Genomic DNA, 13,582 nt, shown 5'->3' with positions numbered 1-13,582 from the left:
CCCCAGAGAGGTCCAAGTCAGGTGGGGCCGTAGCGGTTGCACCAGATCCGCAGCGTCTCCTCGCCGACACCGAGCTGCGGGGCGACCGCACGGATCGATGCTGCACGGGGACCACCCTCGCGTACCTGACGGTCGTAGACCATACGCACGGCACGGTCACGCAGCTCTGGACTGAACTTCTTGGGCATGCTCCGATTCTCCTTGCTGAGACTCGGAACGGAACCCAGGCGCTTCATAGTGGGAACCGTGGGATCAACTGGCCGGGGTGTAGCGCTGGGGTATACCTAGTGCGACAGGAGTGTCGCAAAATCGGGAAGTAAGACCATATTGGGAACTGCAAGCGACGGCTTGGTCGGTGTCCTGCTGGGGTGCCCCAGTTTGGTACCTCCCTCGCGACGGCGCTCGTGACACCTTCCTGCACATCAGTTCCACCGTGACTTCGTTGGCGCCGGCTCTGTTTCGCCTCCAGCAGCCACAGGGCGGGTGGCCTGGCCATGACGTTGGTAGCGGCGGTCAGGAACTGCGTCCATCGAGGATGGAGCCGATAAGTGGTACGAGGGACCGCAACGGCTCGTCCACGGGCACCTGCGGGGCCAGGCCGAGGGAGTGGCGGGTCACGAACACTCCCACCACCAGGGAGACCACGGCCAGAGCGCGGGTGGTGGCGTCGCGGCCTCCGATAGTCTCCGCGAGCCTCCGGACGACCTCCACCTCAAGATAGCTGCGGCAGGCTGCCCCGACCCGGGGGTCGGTCAGGGCCGTGGAGAGCAGCAACTCCACGGGCCGACGCCGGGACTCATCCGCCCAGGCCACGGTAACCACGCGGACTAGTGCGGCGGGTACTTGGTCGCGGGGCACGGACAGGGCCCGGTCTAGCAGCTCCGCCGGGGCCACGTCCAGGGCTAGGGCCCGGGCGATCAGCTCGTGCTTGGCTCCTCCGTGATAGGCCACGGTCGAGACGTCAACGCCTACCGTGCGGGCGATGCCCCGGAGAGTTGTCTTCTCGTAGCCGTGCTCATGAAACGAGGCGGCGGCGGCCCGCAGCACTCGCTCGCGCGTGGTGCTCGGGCCCGGCGGGCGGCCTGGGCTGCGCGGTGAATCCAACACATTCAAACCTTACAAGGAACCGCTTCCCCGCCGGCCGGTCCACGGGAATCCCACAGGATCGACTCGGGCGTCGCCAGCGCCCCATCATGGCGGCATGAATCTCCTCCCGCCCGCCGAGCGCACCCTCAGCCGACGCGATCTGGTGGCGGCCGCCCTCCTGTCTGCAGTAATGTGCAGCGTCTTCTGGGTGTTCAGCAGTGGCGCCTCTCTGTGGGTGACCTTCGTGCCGGGCGCCCTGATCACCCTGGGCCTCGTCGTGGTCCTGTACTGGACGAGAGCGCCACTGCCTGCGCCGGGCAGGGCACTGCCCGTGTACGCCGTTGCCCTGGGGTGGCAGTTCCTCCACTTCGCCGAGGAGTTCCAGACCGGTTTTTGGCGGGACTTTCCCGCGCTCTATGGCGGGGCGCCCTACGCACCCGAGGTGTTCGTGTGGTTCAACATGGCCTCCTACGCGCTCTTCGGTGTCGCGACGTATGGCGTCGTGGTCCACGGCCGCCGCGCGCTCCTATTGCCCTCCCTGTTCTTCGTTATCTACGGCACCCTGGGTAACGCGATCACCCACCTGGTGTGGACCGTGATGACCGGCGGCTACTTCCCGGGGCTGGTCACGGCCTGCGGATACCTGGTGATCGGCCCGATTCTACTGAGGCGCATGTGGTCGGGTTCCACCTGGCGGCAGGTTGCCGCCGTCGTTCTCGTTCTCGTGGTTGTGCTGGTCCCGTTGCTGGTGATGCTGGCGGGCCCCTGAGCAGGGCGGCCGCACCCATCGGGCGGCGGGCGGTCCTTCCCAGCACTCAACACGGCGACTGAAGGGCCGCGGTGCGGCGGTCACTAGATGGCGGCGGTTTGGTGCCGCGCCTGGGTCCACACGCACCTGTGGTTCTCGCCCCGCTCTTGTCAACGAGAGCGGGGTGGTTGCGCCGTCGGGCCGAAGCCGCCGGGATGGCGGTCGGTTCTCCCCAGAGCTCGGTGAAGCGCGCCGCCTTCGGGCCTGTCAATCCGCGGAGCGGTCACGGAAGATCGCCGGTTCGTAGGTGGGATGGATTCCCTGGCGCATGGAGTGCCTCCTGGGGTTGGGGATGAGTGGTCGAGGGGGTCCGCGGCTGCGCGGCGAGGCGGGCGGGTGGTCTGTGCAGACGCGTCGTTCACCAGCTGGAGGTGCGCACCCCCGGCAGTTCGCCGTGATGCGCCATCTCGCGGAACCGCACCCGCGAGATCCCGAAGCGGGACAGATGCCCGCGGGGGCGACCGTCGATCGCGTCGCGGCGGCGCAACCGCGTGGGGCTCGCATCACGGGGCATCCGTTGCAGGGCCCGCAGGGCGATCAGACGTTCCGCCTCGGGGGTGGCGGGGTCCTTGACGGTGCGCTGGAGAGCGGCCCGCTGCTGTGCATACCGCGCGACCACCGCGCGACGCTGCTCATTGCGGGCGATCTTCGAGGCCTTCGCCATCTCAGCGCTCCTCCCGGAAGTCGACGTGGCGGCGCAGCACCGGGTCGTACTTGCGCACCACCAGTCGGTCCGGGGTGCTGCGGCGGTTCTTCGTGGTCACGTAGGTGTAGCCCGTGCCCGCGGTGGAGCGCAGCCGGATCACGGGGCGCAGGGCGGAGTTCTTCGAGGCCATGAGGGTCCTTTCTGCTGGGGTGGGGGAACGTGGACGGTGGGGCGTGTCATGTCCGCCTGTCTCGCCGGTCACAGCGGGGCGGGCGAGCGGGGTGGGCGAGAGACGCGGCAGAACGCCACGCCCTCAGAACCGCTCCCCGCGGGCGAGCATCTCGGCGACCACCGCATCGATGCCCTCGCGGTCGATGCGCCGCATGGCCCGCACGCTGAGGGTGAGCCGCACATACCGCCTGGGTGAGGGCACCCAGAAACGCCTGGTCTGCAGGTTCGGGGACCAGGTGCGCGGGGTGCGGCGATGCGCATGGGACACGCGCCGACCGACTCGCGGTGACGCTCCGGTGACTTGACAACGACGGGACATGACGAGGACGTTAGTTACCGAGAATCATTCTCGTCAAGCGAAGGAGCCCCATGCCGCTCGATCCCCACGCCGGCCGTGACCGCACCCCTGGCCCCGACCGCGACCACGCCCCCGCGACCCCTCTCCCCCTCGCGGTGGTCTGTGCCATCGACCAGGTGCTGCGGGACAGCGTCGCGGCCGACCTGTTGCTCGACACCCGGCGCCTGGCCGCTCTGCGCTACGACGTCGACCGCGCCACGGGGTCCCTGCGCCGCCTGGTCCTCGACTCCGGGGAGAGCATCCTCGACGCCGGCCGCGTGCGGGAGGACCGCCTGGTGGAGCTCGACCACGAGTGTGTCGCCTGCGCGATGCGGGAGGATGCCGTGCCGGTGCTGGAGGCGCTCGCCGCCACCGGCCGGTACGACGCCCTCGCCCTGGTGCTGCCGATCAGCGCTGACCCGCTCACCGTCTCACGCACCCTCGGGGCCGCTACCGACGCCGTGCGGATCAGCACGATCGCGGCGGTCGTCGACTCCGGAACCGTCGTCGAGGACGTTCTGGGGGACGCCACCCTCGCCGAACGGGACCTGCGCTGGGCCCTGGAGGACGAGCGCAGCGTCGGTGAGGCGCTGTGCGCGCAGGTCGAGGTGGCCGACCTGGTGATCGACGCCCGCCCCCAGCCCGACCCGGCCGGGGCCGAGCTCCTCGCGCATCTGCTGCACGCCGACCAGGAGCTCGTCACCGAGCTGCACTCCCTGGCACCGGCGGAGCTGCTGCGGCCGCGGCACGACGCGTCCGCAACGATGCGCCGCGCCGATGCCTGCGCCGCCGGGGACCACACCCCCCGGCCCGGCCTCTCCCCCCACGGCACCTGGACCGTGGTGCTGCGCTCGGAGCGACCGTTCCATCCGGGTCGGTTCTTGCAGCACCTGGAGGCGCTCGGGGCAGGCCGGCTGCGCAGCCGCGGCCGCTTCTGGGTGCCGACGCGCCCGGGGTCGGTGTGCGAGTGGAACGGGGCCGGTGGTCAGGTGTCGGTGGGGGCGGTGGCCGAATCCGCGGAGCTGCCGACCACCTGCCTGGTCATGACCGGCATCGGGGAGGCGGACCGGGAGCGGGTGCGGCGGGCGTTCGCACGCTGCCTGCTCACCGACGTCGAGTGGCGGGCGGGGTTGGCGCCCTGGCTGGGCCGGGCCGATGAGCTCGATCCGTGGCTGGGGCGGCGCGATGTGGCCGCCTGACCTGCCACGGGTCGGATCCTCAGTCCCGCGCGACCTCGTGCACCAGGTCACCGTCCCCGTCGAGGGCCCGCAGGTTGTGGGCGATCCGCTCGTCGGCCCCGACGGGGCGGCCCCCGGCGGCATGCGGGGTGAGGATCAACCGCGGCGCCTCCCACAGGGGGTCCTCGGCCGGCAACGGCTCCGGGTCGGTGACATCCAGTGCGGCGCCGCCGATCCGCCCCTCCCGCAGTGCGGCCAGCAGGGCCTCCTGGTCGACGGTGGTTCCGCGCCCGACGTTCACCACCAGGGCGTGATCGGGCAGGGCGTCGAGCACGGCCGCGTCGATCGCACCGGCGGTGTGGTCGTCGGCGGGGAGGATGTCGATCAGCACGTCGGTCTCGCCCAGCGCCGCGGCCACGTCGTCCTGCGCGAGGACCTCGAAGCCGTCGCGCTCCCCGGCGCTGCGGGCGACCCCGCGCACCTGTGCGCCGAGCTGCTGCAGCAGGGGGGCGAGAGTGCGACCGATCTCCCCGAACCCCCAGATCAGCACGCGGGCGTCGAGCAGGGTGGTCAGCTCCCCCTCGGGGTGCAGGGGCTGCAGGCCCCCCAGCTCACGCGACCACTCGTGCCGCTGCTGCGCGGCAAGGCTCTGCGGCAGGCGACGCACCAGCGCCAGGGTCAGGGCGAGGGCATGCTCCGCGACGGTCGAGGAATGCAGTCCCGAACCGGAGGTGATCCGCACGTCCGGTCGGAACCCCGCGGCGAGGATCCCCTCGACCCCGGCGGCGAGGGACTGGATGAACCGCAGCCGGGGCAGGTCCTCCGCGGCGGAGGCCAGGTGCGCCCGGGAGGCGCCCCACACGACGAGGGCCTCGGCGTCGTGGTGCTCTGCGGGGATGGGGGCGCGGGCGTCGAGGACCACCGCTTCCCAGCCGTCGGGCAGGCACGGGTCGAGCGGCATGGTGTCGGGCAGCAGGATCTTCATGGCCGCAGGCTAGCGGGGCGGCCCGACAGCTGCCTCGGCGCGCAGATCCCTGCTCAGGAGCCCGCGATCTCCAGATCCACCCGCACCAGGCGGTGGTCGGAGGTCGGGAACGGGAAGGTGCCGGTCAGCTCACTGCCGGGCTGCCCCGTGGCCGGCCAGAACACGCCACTGCCGGTGACCTGCAGGTTCCGCGACGGCAGCACGTAGTCGACGCGCAGGTTGCCCGGGCCGGGGACATCCTGGAAGTCGGCGGTGTCGTAGCGGGGGTCGCCCTCGTGTTCGGCATTCTCCCCGCCCTGCAGGCGGGCGGCCTCCACGGCGCCCGCGGAGGTCGGCATCGGATCCTGGATCCGCGGATGCTGCAGCAGCTGCTGGATCGCACCGGGCCAGGAGTCCCCGTCGACGGGATCGGAGTTGTAATCCCCGAGGATCACGAACCGCTCCGAGGGGTGGAGCCCGCCGCGGCGGCCCGCGTCGTCGACGATCCACTGGCCATCCCGGCCGGGCGAGACATAGTCGGCCCACAGGCGGATCTCGTCGTGGTTGCGGCGCCCGTTGCGGTCCTCCGGGCCGTCGAACGCCGGCGGGGTCGGATGCGCGGCCAGCACATGCAGCACCACGCTGCCCACGCGCACGGGCACATCCCAGTGCGACTTCGAGGACAGGCGCAGCACCGATGCGGCCTCCTCGGGGTAGTAGTCGGTGGGCATGAGGTTCCCGGGCATGCTCGACCACAGCAGCTTCTGGAAGGTGCGGACCTGGTCGGTGAGGATCGGGTAGCGGGAGAAGATCGCCATGCCGTACTGGCCGGGGAACAGGCCGAAGCCGTGGGCGTCGTCGGGCCCGGTGGTGGTGCCGTCACCGGTGAGGTCCAGACCGGTGGGCACGCCCGTGTTCACCGGGGCGGTGAAGGCGTACGGGTAGTGCACCGGGGTGCGGCCGTTCTGCGAGACCTCGAGGTAGTTGTGCCGGAACAGGTCGATCTCGCGACCCGTCGGGGTGGCGTCGAACTCGTTGACCAGCAGGACGTCCGGGTTGTTGATCTGGATAACCTCGGCGACGGCCCGGATCTGCGCATCCTCGCCGGTGGCGAGGTCCCGGGCGAGCTGCCCCAGCGTCCCGCGGTTGAGCGACGCGTTGTAGGTGGCGACCCGCAGCGGCTGTCGGCCGGGCCGACGGCCGGGCGCGGCGGGCTTCGCAGCGGGCCGGGCGGCGGAGGCGCTCTGCGCGGCGCCCGTCCCGACGGCGGAACCGGCGACGAGGGCGGTGGTCAGGGCACGACGTCGGCTGATGCGCGAGCTCATACCTCCATCCTGCCCTGCCTCATGCCTCCATCCTGCCCTGCCCCGGCGACACGGCAAAGAGATGCGGACGAACACGGAGTGGACTCGTGGGGCGCACCCAGGGGACGTTCAGCGCGGGCGGGCCGCCCGACCTCGGGCCCGCCCAGCCACCGCCAAGCCACCCCGCGCACACTGCCCTCATGAAGATCGCATTCCTGGGAACCGGGCGCATGGGCACCGAGCTCGCGCGCCACCTGCTCACCGACCACGACCTCACCGTCTGGAACCGCACCGCCGAGCGCACCCGGCCCCTCGTCGACGAGGGCGCCACCCGGGCCGAGACGCCGCGGGAGGCCGTGGCCGACGCCGACGTCATCATCACCTCCCTGTTCGGCCCCGACACCGTGCGTGAGGTCGTCCTCGAACCCTCGCTGGTGCCCGACGGGGTGCCGTGGGTGGACGCCACCACCGTCTCCCCCGCCGACGCCGACGAGTTCGCCCGCGCCGTCCCCACCTACGTCGCGGCCCCGGTGGTCGGCACCCTCGGCCCCGCCCGCAACGGCACGCTCGGCGTGTACGTCGGCACCCCCGACGACGAGCTGCGCCAGACGGTCATGCAGCTGGTCGCTCCGTGGGCCGATCCCGATCGCCTGCGCGGTGTGACCAGCGGCTCCGAGGCCGCCACCGGCAAGCTCCTGGCGAACCTGGCGCTCGCGGTAAGCGCGCAGGGTCTGCGGGAGGCCCTCGCCCTCGGCACCGCCCTCGGGGTGGAGCCCGACGAGATCCTCACGATGCTGAAGAGCACCGGGCTGGACTTCATCGCCGGTATGAAGGGCCCGTTCGTGCGGGGTGAACGCGACACCGCCGAGGGTGATTTCACCGTCGATGCGCTGGCCAAGGACGCCCGGCTGATGCTCGCCGCGGTGCCCGACGAGGACCGACTGCCGGCGGTGCGTGCGGCGCTCATCAGCTTCGAGGAGCAGCAGGAGCAGGACCGCGGCGATCACGACTTCTCCGTGGCGATCGTGCGGGGTCCGCGCGGCGCCTGAGGACGCACGGCCCGCCCCCCGGGGCGGGACCCGCGAATATCCCGGGCCCGTCGCGCGTTGACGTCCGGCATGAAGGCTGTGACGTATGCGGAGTACGGAATCCCTGAGGATGTCCTGACGATCACCGAGGTTCCCGTGCCGAAGGTCGGCGCCGGGGAGGTGCGGATCGCTGTGAAGGCCGCCGCCGTGAACCCGGTGGACTGGAAGATCATGGCGGGCTACCTCGACGGCATGACGAACGTGCAGTGGCCGGTGATCCCGGGCTGGGATGTGGCCGGGGTGATCGAGGCCGTCGGCACCGACGTCCCCGACTACCAGGTGGGCGACGAGGTCATGGCATATGGCCGGAAGGACTGGCTGTCACAGGGCTCCTTCGCCGAGAAGATGACCCTGCCGGTGCGCACCCTGGCGCGCAAGCCGGCCTCGCTCTCGTGGGAGCAGGCCGCGGCGCTGCCGCTGGCGGGCCTCACCGCGTTCCAGACGCTGCGCCGACTGGGCGTCGGCGAGGGCGACACGGTGCTGATCCACGGTGCCTCCGGTGGGGTCGGCTCCTACGGTGTGCAGATCGCCCGGGCCCTGGGCGCCCGCGTGATCGGTGCCGCGTCGGAGGCGAGGCAGGACCGTGTCCGGGAGTTCGGCGGGGAGCCCGTCGTCTACGGCGACGGTCTGGTCGAGCAGGTGAGGGCGCTGGCGCCGGAGGGTGTGACGGTCGTGGCCGACTACGCCGGCGGGGCCGTGGAGCAGACGGTGCAGGTGCTCGCCGAGGGCGGCCGCCATGGGTCCATCGCCGATCCGTCGGTGGTGGGGCACGGCGGGGAGTCGATGTGGGTGCATCCCGACCACGACGACCTCGCCGAGCTCGGCGCGATGGTGGAGCGCGGGCAGATCCGCGTGGACCTCGCCCACACGCTGCCGCTGGAGCGCGCCGCCGAGGCCTACCGGATGTCGTTCGAGGGCAGGGCCGGCGGCAAGATCGCCATCACCGTCGCGGGGGCCTGAGGCGCGGGTTCACGGAAACGCGGGCTCACGGAGACGCGGGCTCGTCGACCTGCCGGTCCTGGTCGCGCAGGTCGGCGAGCACTCCGCGGCCGGCCTGGCGGCCGGAGAAGAGGCAGCCGCCGAGGAAGGTCCCCTCGAGCGCGCTGTAACCGTGCATGCCGCCGCCGCCGAAGCCGGAGGTCTCCCCCGCCGCGTACAGCCCCGGCACCGCCCCGGTGCCCGCCATGCCCTGCACCCGGCCGGACAGGTCGGTCTCCAGGCCGCCGAGGGTCTTGCGCAGCAGCACATGCAGCCGCACCGCGATCAGCGGTCCGGCTGCAGGGTCCAGGAGACGGTGCGGTGCGGCGGTGCGGATGAGCCGGTCCCCGAGGAAGTTCCGGGCGCCGCGGATCGCGGTGATCTGCTGGTCCTTGCCGAAGGGGTTGTCGACCTCGGCGTCGCGGGCGCGGATCAGCCTCTCGACCGCGTCGGCGTCGAGCAGGTCCTCCCCCGCGAGGACGTTCATCCGCGCCACCAGCTGCGGCACGTCATCGGCCTGCACGAAGTCCTCGCCATGATCCAGGAACGCCTGGACGGGGGCGGGTGCACCGGGACGCACCCGCTGCGCGACGAGCCGCCAGTCCCGACCGGTGAGGTCGGGGTTCTGCTCGCTGCCGGAGAGGGTGAACTCCTTCTCGATGATGCGGCGGTTCAGCACGAACCACGACCAGTCACGGTCGGTGCGGGTGCGCAGGTGCCGCAGCGTGGCGAGGGTGTCGAAACCGGGCAGGGCGGGTGCCGGGAGGCGCCGGCCGTGGGCGTCGAGCCACAGGGAGCTGGGACCGGGCAGGATGCGGATCCCGTGGCCGGCCCAGATCGGATCCCAGTTGCGCAGCCCCTCGGTGTAGTGCCACATGCGGTCGCGGTTGATCCAGCGCCCGCCGGCGCGTTCGGCCGCGAGCAGCCCTGAGCCGTCGACGGAGGCCGGCACCCCGATGACCGGGTCGGTGGGCATGGTGCCCAGGCGCTCCGGCCACACCGACCGCACCAGCTCCGGATTGCCGCCGATGCCGCCGGTGGCGACGACCACGGCGGGGGCGCGCAGGGTGAAGTCGCCGAGGCGTTCCCGGGTGGAACCGGTGCCGCGCGGGGCCGACGAGGGCGCGAGCACCCCACCGCGGACACCGACGACGCGGCCGTCCTCGACGATCAGGTCGTCGACCGCGTGGCGGGTGAGCAGGTGCACCCGCCCGGCGTCGATCTGCTGCCGCACGATCCGCTCGAAGGGCTCGACGATCCCCGGGCCGGTGCCCCAGGTGACGTGGAAGCGCGGCACCGAGTTGCCGTGGCCGGTGGCGGTGCCGTCGCCACGTTCGGCCCAGCCGATGACCGGGAAGATGCGGTGCCCGCGCTCACGCAGCCAGGCTCGTTTCTCCCCTGCGGCGAACTCGAGGTACGCCTCGGCCCACACCCGCGGCCAGTGGTCCTCCGGGCGGTCGAACTGCGCGGACCCGAACCAGTCCTGCCGGGCGAGCTCCAGGCTGTCGTGCACACCGAGGCGCCGCTGCTCCGGGGAGTCGATGAGGAACAGACCGCCGAAGCTCCAGTGGGCCTGGCCGCCGAGGTCCTGCTCGCCCTCCCGTTCCACCAGCAGCACCGTGCGCCCGGCGGCGGCGATCTCCGCGGTGGCGACGAGCCCGGCGAGCCCGGCGCCGACGACGATCGCATCGGCCTCGATGGGCGCGGCGGCAGGGGATGCGGTGGGTCGGGGTGCGGTGCTCATACGGCCTCCTTGCCGTCGGGACGTGCCGCGGGGGCGTCAGCCATGGATGTCGAACTTCGCCAGCTGCTTGGCGCTGCCGGCGCTCTGCAGGGCCAGGAGTTCAGCGTAGATGCCGCCGGAGCGAGACAGCTCCGCGGGGGTGCCGATCTCGTCGACCCGTCCGTCGCGCAGGGTGACGATCCGGTCCACCCCGGCGATGGTCGACAGGCGGTGGGCGATGATCAGCGAGGTGCGGCCCGCCATCAGTTCCTCGAGACCGGCCTGGACCTGCCGTTCCGCCTTGGTGTCCAGGGCGCTGGTGGCCTCGTCGAGCACCAGGATGGGGGCGTCCTTGAGGATGGCACGGGCCACGGCGATGCGCTGCCGCTGACCACCCGAGAGCTTCAGGCCGCGCTCACCGATGATGGTGTCGTAGCCGTCGGTGAAGCGTTCGATGAACCGGTCGGCGTTGGCGCGGCGGGCGGCCGCGCGGACCTCCTCGTCGGTGGCGCCGGGACGGCCGTAGGCGATGTTCTCGCGGATGGTCCCGGAGAACAGGGACGCATCCTGGAACACCACACCGATGCTGCGGCGCAGGGTCTCCACCGGGATGTCGGCGAGATCGCGGCCGCCGACGCGCACGCAGCCCTCACGCGGCACATACAGGCCGAGCAGCAGGTTCACGATCGTGGACTTGCCGCCGCCGGATTCGCCGACCAGGGCCACGCGCTCCCCCGGCTTCACATCGAGGGTGACGTCGTGCAGCACGTCCTCTCCGGTCTCGTAGGCGAAGTGGACGCGGTCGAAGGTGATGGCGGGCGTGTTCTGCGGGATGTCCAGCACCGCAGGGGCGGGGGCCGACGACGCCGGGGTCGATGCACCGGGCCGCGCGGACGGCGCGGGGTCCGCCACGGTGGAGTCCGTCACGGTGGAGTCCGCCGCGACGGAACCGCCGGAGGCCAGCGACAGCTGCGGCGCGCGGTCGTCGGCGGGGGTGCCCATGACGGAGAAGTAGTCGCGCGATCCGGCGATGGCACGCTGCGCGGTGTCGATGATGTAGCTCATGGACTGCACCGGCTGGCGGACCATGGCGATCAGCTGCAGCAGCAGCACCATCTCCCCCAGCGTGAAGGCCCCCTGCGCGGTGCGGGCGAAGATGATCGCGTACAGGCCGAAGAACACCAGGTTCAGGACGGTGCGGCGCAGCACGTCCATCTTGTGCCAGTGGGTGGACTGGGTGCGGGTGAGCCGGTCGGTGAGGCCGAAGCGGTGGGCGAAGGAACGCAGCTCCCCGCGTTCATGGGCGAAGGACTTCACCACCCGGATCTGCCCGATGACCTCCGCGAAACGGCCGGAGGCGATATCGACGTGCTCGTTCTTCTCCCCCTCCAGACGCTGCCAGACGGTGGAGGTGAGGGAGGTCAGCCACACGTACAGCGGGAACACGATGATCAGCAGCACCGCCAGCGGCCACCAGTACCAGGCGCTGATCGCGATCACCGCCACCGTGGTGATGAGGGTGGTGGCGAACATGTTCGAGAACATCTTCGCGAAGTTCGTGACCTCGGTGATCGAGCGGTTCAACCGGGCGACGATGGTGCCCGTCAGTTCGGTGTCGAACCAGCGCTGCGGAAGCACCAGCAGCTTCTCGAAGTAGCGCACCGAGAGCATGGCCCGCATGCGGTTGCTCATGACGTCGCCGAACCAGCCGCCGACGTTCGAGAACAGGGAGCTGGCGACCTCCACCACCAGCAGTCCGACGGCCAGCAGGATCACGGTGCGCACGGCGTCATCGGCGGGAACCCGTCCCGCGAGGCTCCCGGCGATGGTGTCCGTGGCCCGGCCCAGCAGGAACGGCGCCGCCAGCTCCGCCACGGCGGTGAGGATCGAGCAGGCGACGATCGCCAGGTAGAACGGGGTCAGGGCGCGGGTGAAGCGCACGATGCGCACAAGGGGGGCCACGGTCGGCCAGCTTACGGCTCACCTGCGAGAACTCGGTCCGGCCCGGTCTGCTCCCGACCAGCTGGTGAGGCCTGCACCACACACGTCCCCTAGCATGGACCAGGCTGTTCTGACGAGATGTTCGGCCGCGTGTCGTCACCTGTCCTTCCCCCGGGTGGCTGTTTCCCCGACCCGGAGGTACCCCCATGTTCGATCGCCGCACCCTGCTGCGCCACGGTGCCAGTGGTGGCCTGCTCGGCGCCGCCGCGCTCGCCGCCCCCGCCCTGATCGCCCCCGCCGCCCTGGCGGCCCCCGCCCCGCTGTCCGTGCGGGTGCGCACCACCTCTCCGCGGGTGGTGATCCAGGCGATGCAGCATCTGCTCACCGCCCACGGGTTCACCACCACCGCCGACGGTGCCTACGGCCCGCGCACCACCGACAGCGTCCGCGCCTTCCAGCGGTCCCGCGGCCTGGTCGTCGACGGCATCGCCGGCCCCAACACCATGAGCGCGCTGCTGCGCAGCAGCACCTCCGTGGTGCGGGCGAGCGGGTCGAACGCCCATGCGGTGCGGGCTGCGCAGCGTCTGCTCGGTCGGGCCGGGTACGCGACCGTCGTCGACGGCACCCTGTCGTCCTCCGAGAACAGCGCCATCGCGAGCTTCCAGACCGCCTACCAGCTCACCCTCACCCGGATCGTCGACCACCTGACCTGGACGTACCTGTTCGTGCTGCCCGCGAAGCCGCCGAGCAGCACCAGCCCGTGGACCAGCACCTTCCTCACGGCTGACGAGAAGCTGGCCTACCTGCCGCGCGACTCCTCCGGGAACCTGGCACTGGATCGGATGTCCACCACGACCCGCGAGAACGGCCGTTTCCTCATCGCCGTCGGCAAGGGCCGCGGGATCCCCGCCAAGGGCATCCAGGTGGCGTTGGCGACCGCGATGGTCGAGAGCGGCCTGTTGAACCTCTACCCCACCTACGATCGCGACTCCGGTGGCCTGTTCCAGCAGCGCCCCTCGACCGGCTGGGGCACGTACACGCAGGTGCGGCACAAGCACCTGGCCACCCTCGCGTTCTTCGGTGTCGCCATGCACACCCCGAACCCGGGGCTGATGGACTACTGGCCCACCTACTCCGGCAGCTCCATCGGCACGCTCGCCCAGAAGGTGCAGCGCTCGGCCTACCCGAGTCGGTACGACGCCATGGCCGACGACGCCCTCGCGTTCTACAACCGCTACGCCGCGGGTGTCGCCCCCTACCGGGGCTGACCGACACCATCCAGACCTCACAGCGACGAC

The 13,582-nt window shown here is 71.5% G+C and carries 14 protein-coding genes; 5 read left to right on the top strand and 9 right to left on the bottom strand.

Annotation, left to right across the window (positions count from 1 at the left end; genetic code table 11):
* Positions 1–17 precede the first annotated feature (17 nt).
* Positions 18–188 (bottom strand): hypothetical protein, encoded by a 171-nt coding sequence (locus JSY14_RS08475; protein WP_259558312.1) that lies wholly within the window; start codon positions 186–188, stop codon positions 18–20.
* Between the two features lie 325 nt (positions 189–513).
* The gene (locus JSY14_RS08470) at positions 514–1,104 is read right to left on the bottom strand and encodes a TetR/AcrR family transcriptional regulator (protein ID WP_240968869.1); all 591 of its coding nucleotides are present in this window, start codon (positions 1,102–1,104) and stop codon (positions 514–516) included.
* A gap of 97 nt (positions 1,105–1,201) precedes the next feature.
* On the opposite strand from JSY14_RS08470, the gene JSY14_RS08465 reads away from it, so the two are divergent.
* On the top strand, positions 1,202–1,855 hold the full coding sequence (locus JSY14_RS08465) for an HXXEE domain-containing protein (protein WP_087114236.1): 654 nt from the start codon (positions 1,202–1,204) through the stop codon (positions 1,853–1,855).
* 397 nt (positions 1,856–2,252) lie between these two features.
* Here JSY14_RS08465 and rpsN read toward each other — a convergent pair whose 3' ends face one another.
* The 3 genes from rpsN to rpmB all read right to left on the bottom strand — a co-directional run bounded on the left by rpsN (position 2,253) and on the right by rpmB (position 3,090).
* On the bottom strand, positions 2,253–2,558 hold the full coding sequence (gene rpsN, locus JSY14_RS08460) for a 30S ribosomal protein S14 (protein ID WP_259558310.1): 306 nt from the start codon (positions 2,556–2,558) through the stop codon (positions 2,253–2,255).
* A gap of 1 nt (position 2,559) precedes the next feature.
* Entirely contained in the window at positions 2,560–2,730 is a 171-nt protein-coding gene (rpmG, locus tag JSY14_RS08455) for a 50S ribosomal protein L33 (RefSeq protein WP_259558309.1), read from the bottom strand.
* A 123-nt stretch (positions 2,731–2,853) separates the two neighbouring features.
* Positions 2,854–3,090 (bottom strand): 50S ribosomal protein L28, encoded by a 237-nt coding sequence (gene rpmB / locus JSY14_RS08450; RefSeq protein WP_259558308.1) that lies wholly within the window; start codon positions 3,088–3,090, stop codon positions 2,854–2,856.
* 50 nt (positions 3,091–3,140) lie between these two features.
* Here rpmB and JSY14_RS08445 point away from each other — a divergent pair, with 50 nt between their 5' ends.
* On the top strand, positions 3,141–4,307 hold the full coding sequence (locus JSY14_RS08445; protein WP_259558307.1) for a CobW family GTP-binding protein: 1,167 nt from the start codon (positions 3,141–3,143) through the stop codon (positions 4,305–4,307).
* A 19-nt stretch (positions 4,308–4,326) separates the two neighbouring features.
* Here the strand turns inward: JSY14_RS08445 and JSY14_RS08440 are convergent, their stop codons facing one another.
* Entirely contained in the window at positions 4,327–5,271 is a 945-nt protein-coding gene (locus tag JSY14_RS08440) for a phosphoglycerate dehydrogenase (RefSeq protein WP_259558306.1), read from the bottom strand.
* A 53-nt stretch (positions 5,272–5,324) separates the two neighbouring features.
* Positions 5,325–6,575: an endonuclease/exonuclease/phosphatase family protein gene (locus JSY14_RS08435; protein WP_259558305.1), complete on the bottom strand. Its 1,251-nt coding sequence runs from the start codon at positions 6,573–6,575 to the stop codon at positions 5,325–5,327.
* 179 nt (positions 6,576–6,754) lie between these two features.
* On the opposite strand from JSY14_RS08435, the gene JSY14_RS08430 reads away from it, so the two are divergent.
* Complete coding sequence (locus JSY14_RS08430) at positions 6,755–7,603, top strand: NAD(P)-dependent oxidoreductase (RefSeq protein ID WP_259558304.1); 849 nt, start codon at positions 6,755–6,757, stop codon at positions 7,601–7,603.
* A gap of 69 nt (positions 7,604–7,672) precedes the next feature.
* Entirely contained in the window at positions 7,673–8,602 is a 930-nt protein-coding gene (locus JSY14_RS08425) for an NADP-dependent oxidoreductase (protein ID WP_259558303.1), read from the top strand.
* 25 nt (positions 8,603–8,627) lie between these two features.
* Here JSY14_RS08425 and JSY14_RS08420 read toward each other — a convergent pair whose 3' ends face one another.
* Together JSY14_RS08420 and JSY14_RS08415 are read right to left on the bottom strand one after the other, a co-directional pair.
* On the bottom strand, positions 8,628–10,364 hold the full coding sequence (locus JSY14_RS08420; RefSeq protein ID WP_259558302.1) for an FAD-binding dehydrogenase: 1,737 nt from the start codon (positions 10,362–10,364) through the stop codon (positions 8,628–8,630).
* 36 nt (positions 10,365–10,400) lie between these two features.
* Positions 10,401–12,305, bottom strand: coding sequence for an ABC transporter ATP-binding protein (locus JSY14_RS08415; protein ID WP_259558301.1), 1,905 nt, complete (start codon positions 12,303–12,305; stop codon positions 10,401–10,403).
* Between the two features lie 185 nt (positions 12,306–12,490).
* Here JSY14_RS08415 and JSY14_RS08410 point away from each other — a divergent pair, with 185 nt between their 5' ends.
* The gene (locus JSY14_RS08410) at positions 12,491–13,552 is read left to right on the top strand and encodes a peptidoglycan-binding domain-containing protein (RefSeq protein WP_259558300.1); all 1,062 of its coding nucleotides are present in this window, start codon (positions 12,491–12,493) and stop codon (positions 13,550–13,552) included.
* The last annotated feature ends 30 nt before the right edge of the window (positions 13,553–13,582 follow it).

Origin of the sequence: Brachybacterium sillae, assembly GCF_025028335.1 — a bacterium.
GTDB classification, from domain to species: Bacteria; Actinomycetota; Actinomycetes; order Actinomycetales; family Dermabacteraceae; genus Brachybacterium; species Brachybacterium sillae.
This window is presented reverse-complemented; position numbering and strand designations above follow the sequence as displayed.

Excerpts from the sequence above, each read along its gene's own strand:
- JSY14_RS08430 (WP_259558304.1), top strand. The coding sequence starts at position 6,755 with ATGAAGATCGCATTCCTGGGAACCGGGCGCATGGGCACCGAGCTCGCG.
- JSY14_RS08410 (WP_259558300.1), top strand. The coding sequence starts at position 12,491 with ATGTTCGATCGCCGCACCCTGCTGCGCCACGGTGCCAGTGGTGGCCTG.
- JSY14_RS08420 (WP_259558302.1), bottom strand. The coding sequence starts at position 10,364 with ATGAGCACCGCACCCCGACCCACCGCATCCCCTGCCGCCGCGCCCATC.
- JSY14_RS08465 (WP_087114236.1), top strand. The coding sequence starts at position 1,202 with ATGAATCTCCTCCCGCCCGCCGAGCGCACCCTCAGCCGACGCGATCTG.
- JSY14_RS08435 (WP_259558305.1), bottom strand. The coding sequence starts at position 6,575 with ATGAGCTCGCGCATCAGCCGACGTCGTGCCCTGACCACCGCCCTCGTC.
- rpmG (WP_259558309.1), bottom strand. The coding sequence starts at position 2,730 with ATGGCCTCGAAGAACTCCGCCCTGCGCCCCGTGATCCGGCTGCGCTCC.
- rpsN (WP_259558310.1), bottom strand. The coding sequence starts at position 2,558 with ATGGCGAAGGCCTCGAAGATCGCCCGCAATGAGCAGCGTCGCGCGGTG.
- JSY14_RS08440 (WP_259558306.1), bottom strand. The coding sequence starts at position 5,271 with ATGAAGATCCTGCTGCCCGACACCATGCCGCTCGACCCGTGCCTGCCC.
- JSY14_RS08475 (WP_259558312.1), bottom strand. The coding sequence starts at position 188 with ATGCCCAAGAAGTTCAGTCCAGAGCTGCGTGACCGTGCCGTGCGTATG.
- rpmB (WP_259558308.1), bottom strand. The coding sequence starts at position 3,090 with ATGTCCCGTCGTTGTCAAGTCACCGGAGCGTCACCGCGAGTCGGTCGG.
- JSY14_RS08425 (WP_259558303.1), top strand. The coding sequence starts at position 7,673 with ATGAAGGCTGTGACGTATGCGGAGTACGGAATCCCTGAGGATGTCCTG.
- JSY14_RS08445 (WP_259558307.1), top strand. The coding sequence starts at position 3,141 with ATGCCGCTCGATCCCCACGCCGGCCGTGACCGCACCCCTGGCCCCGAC.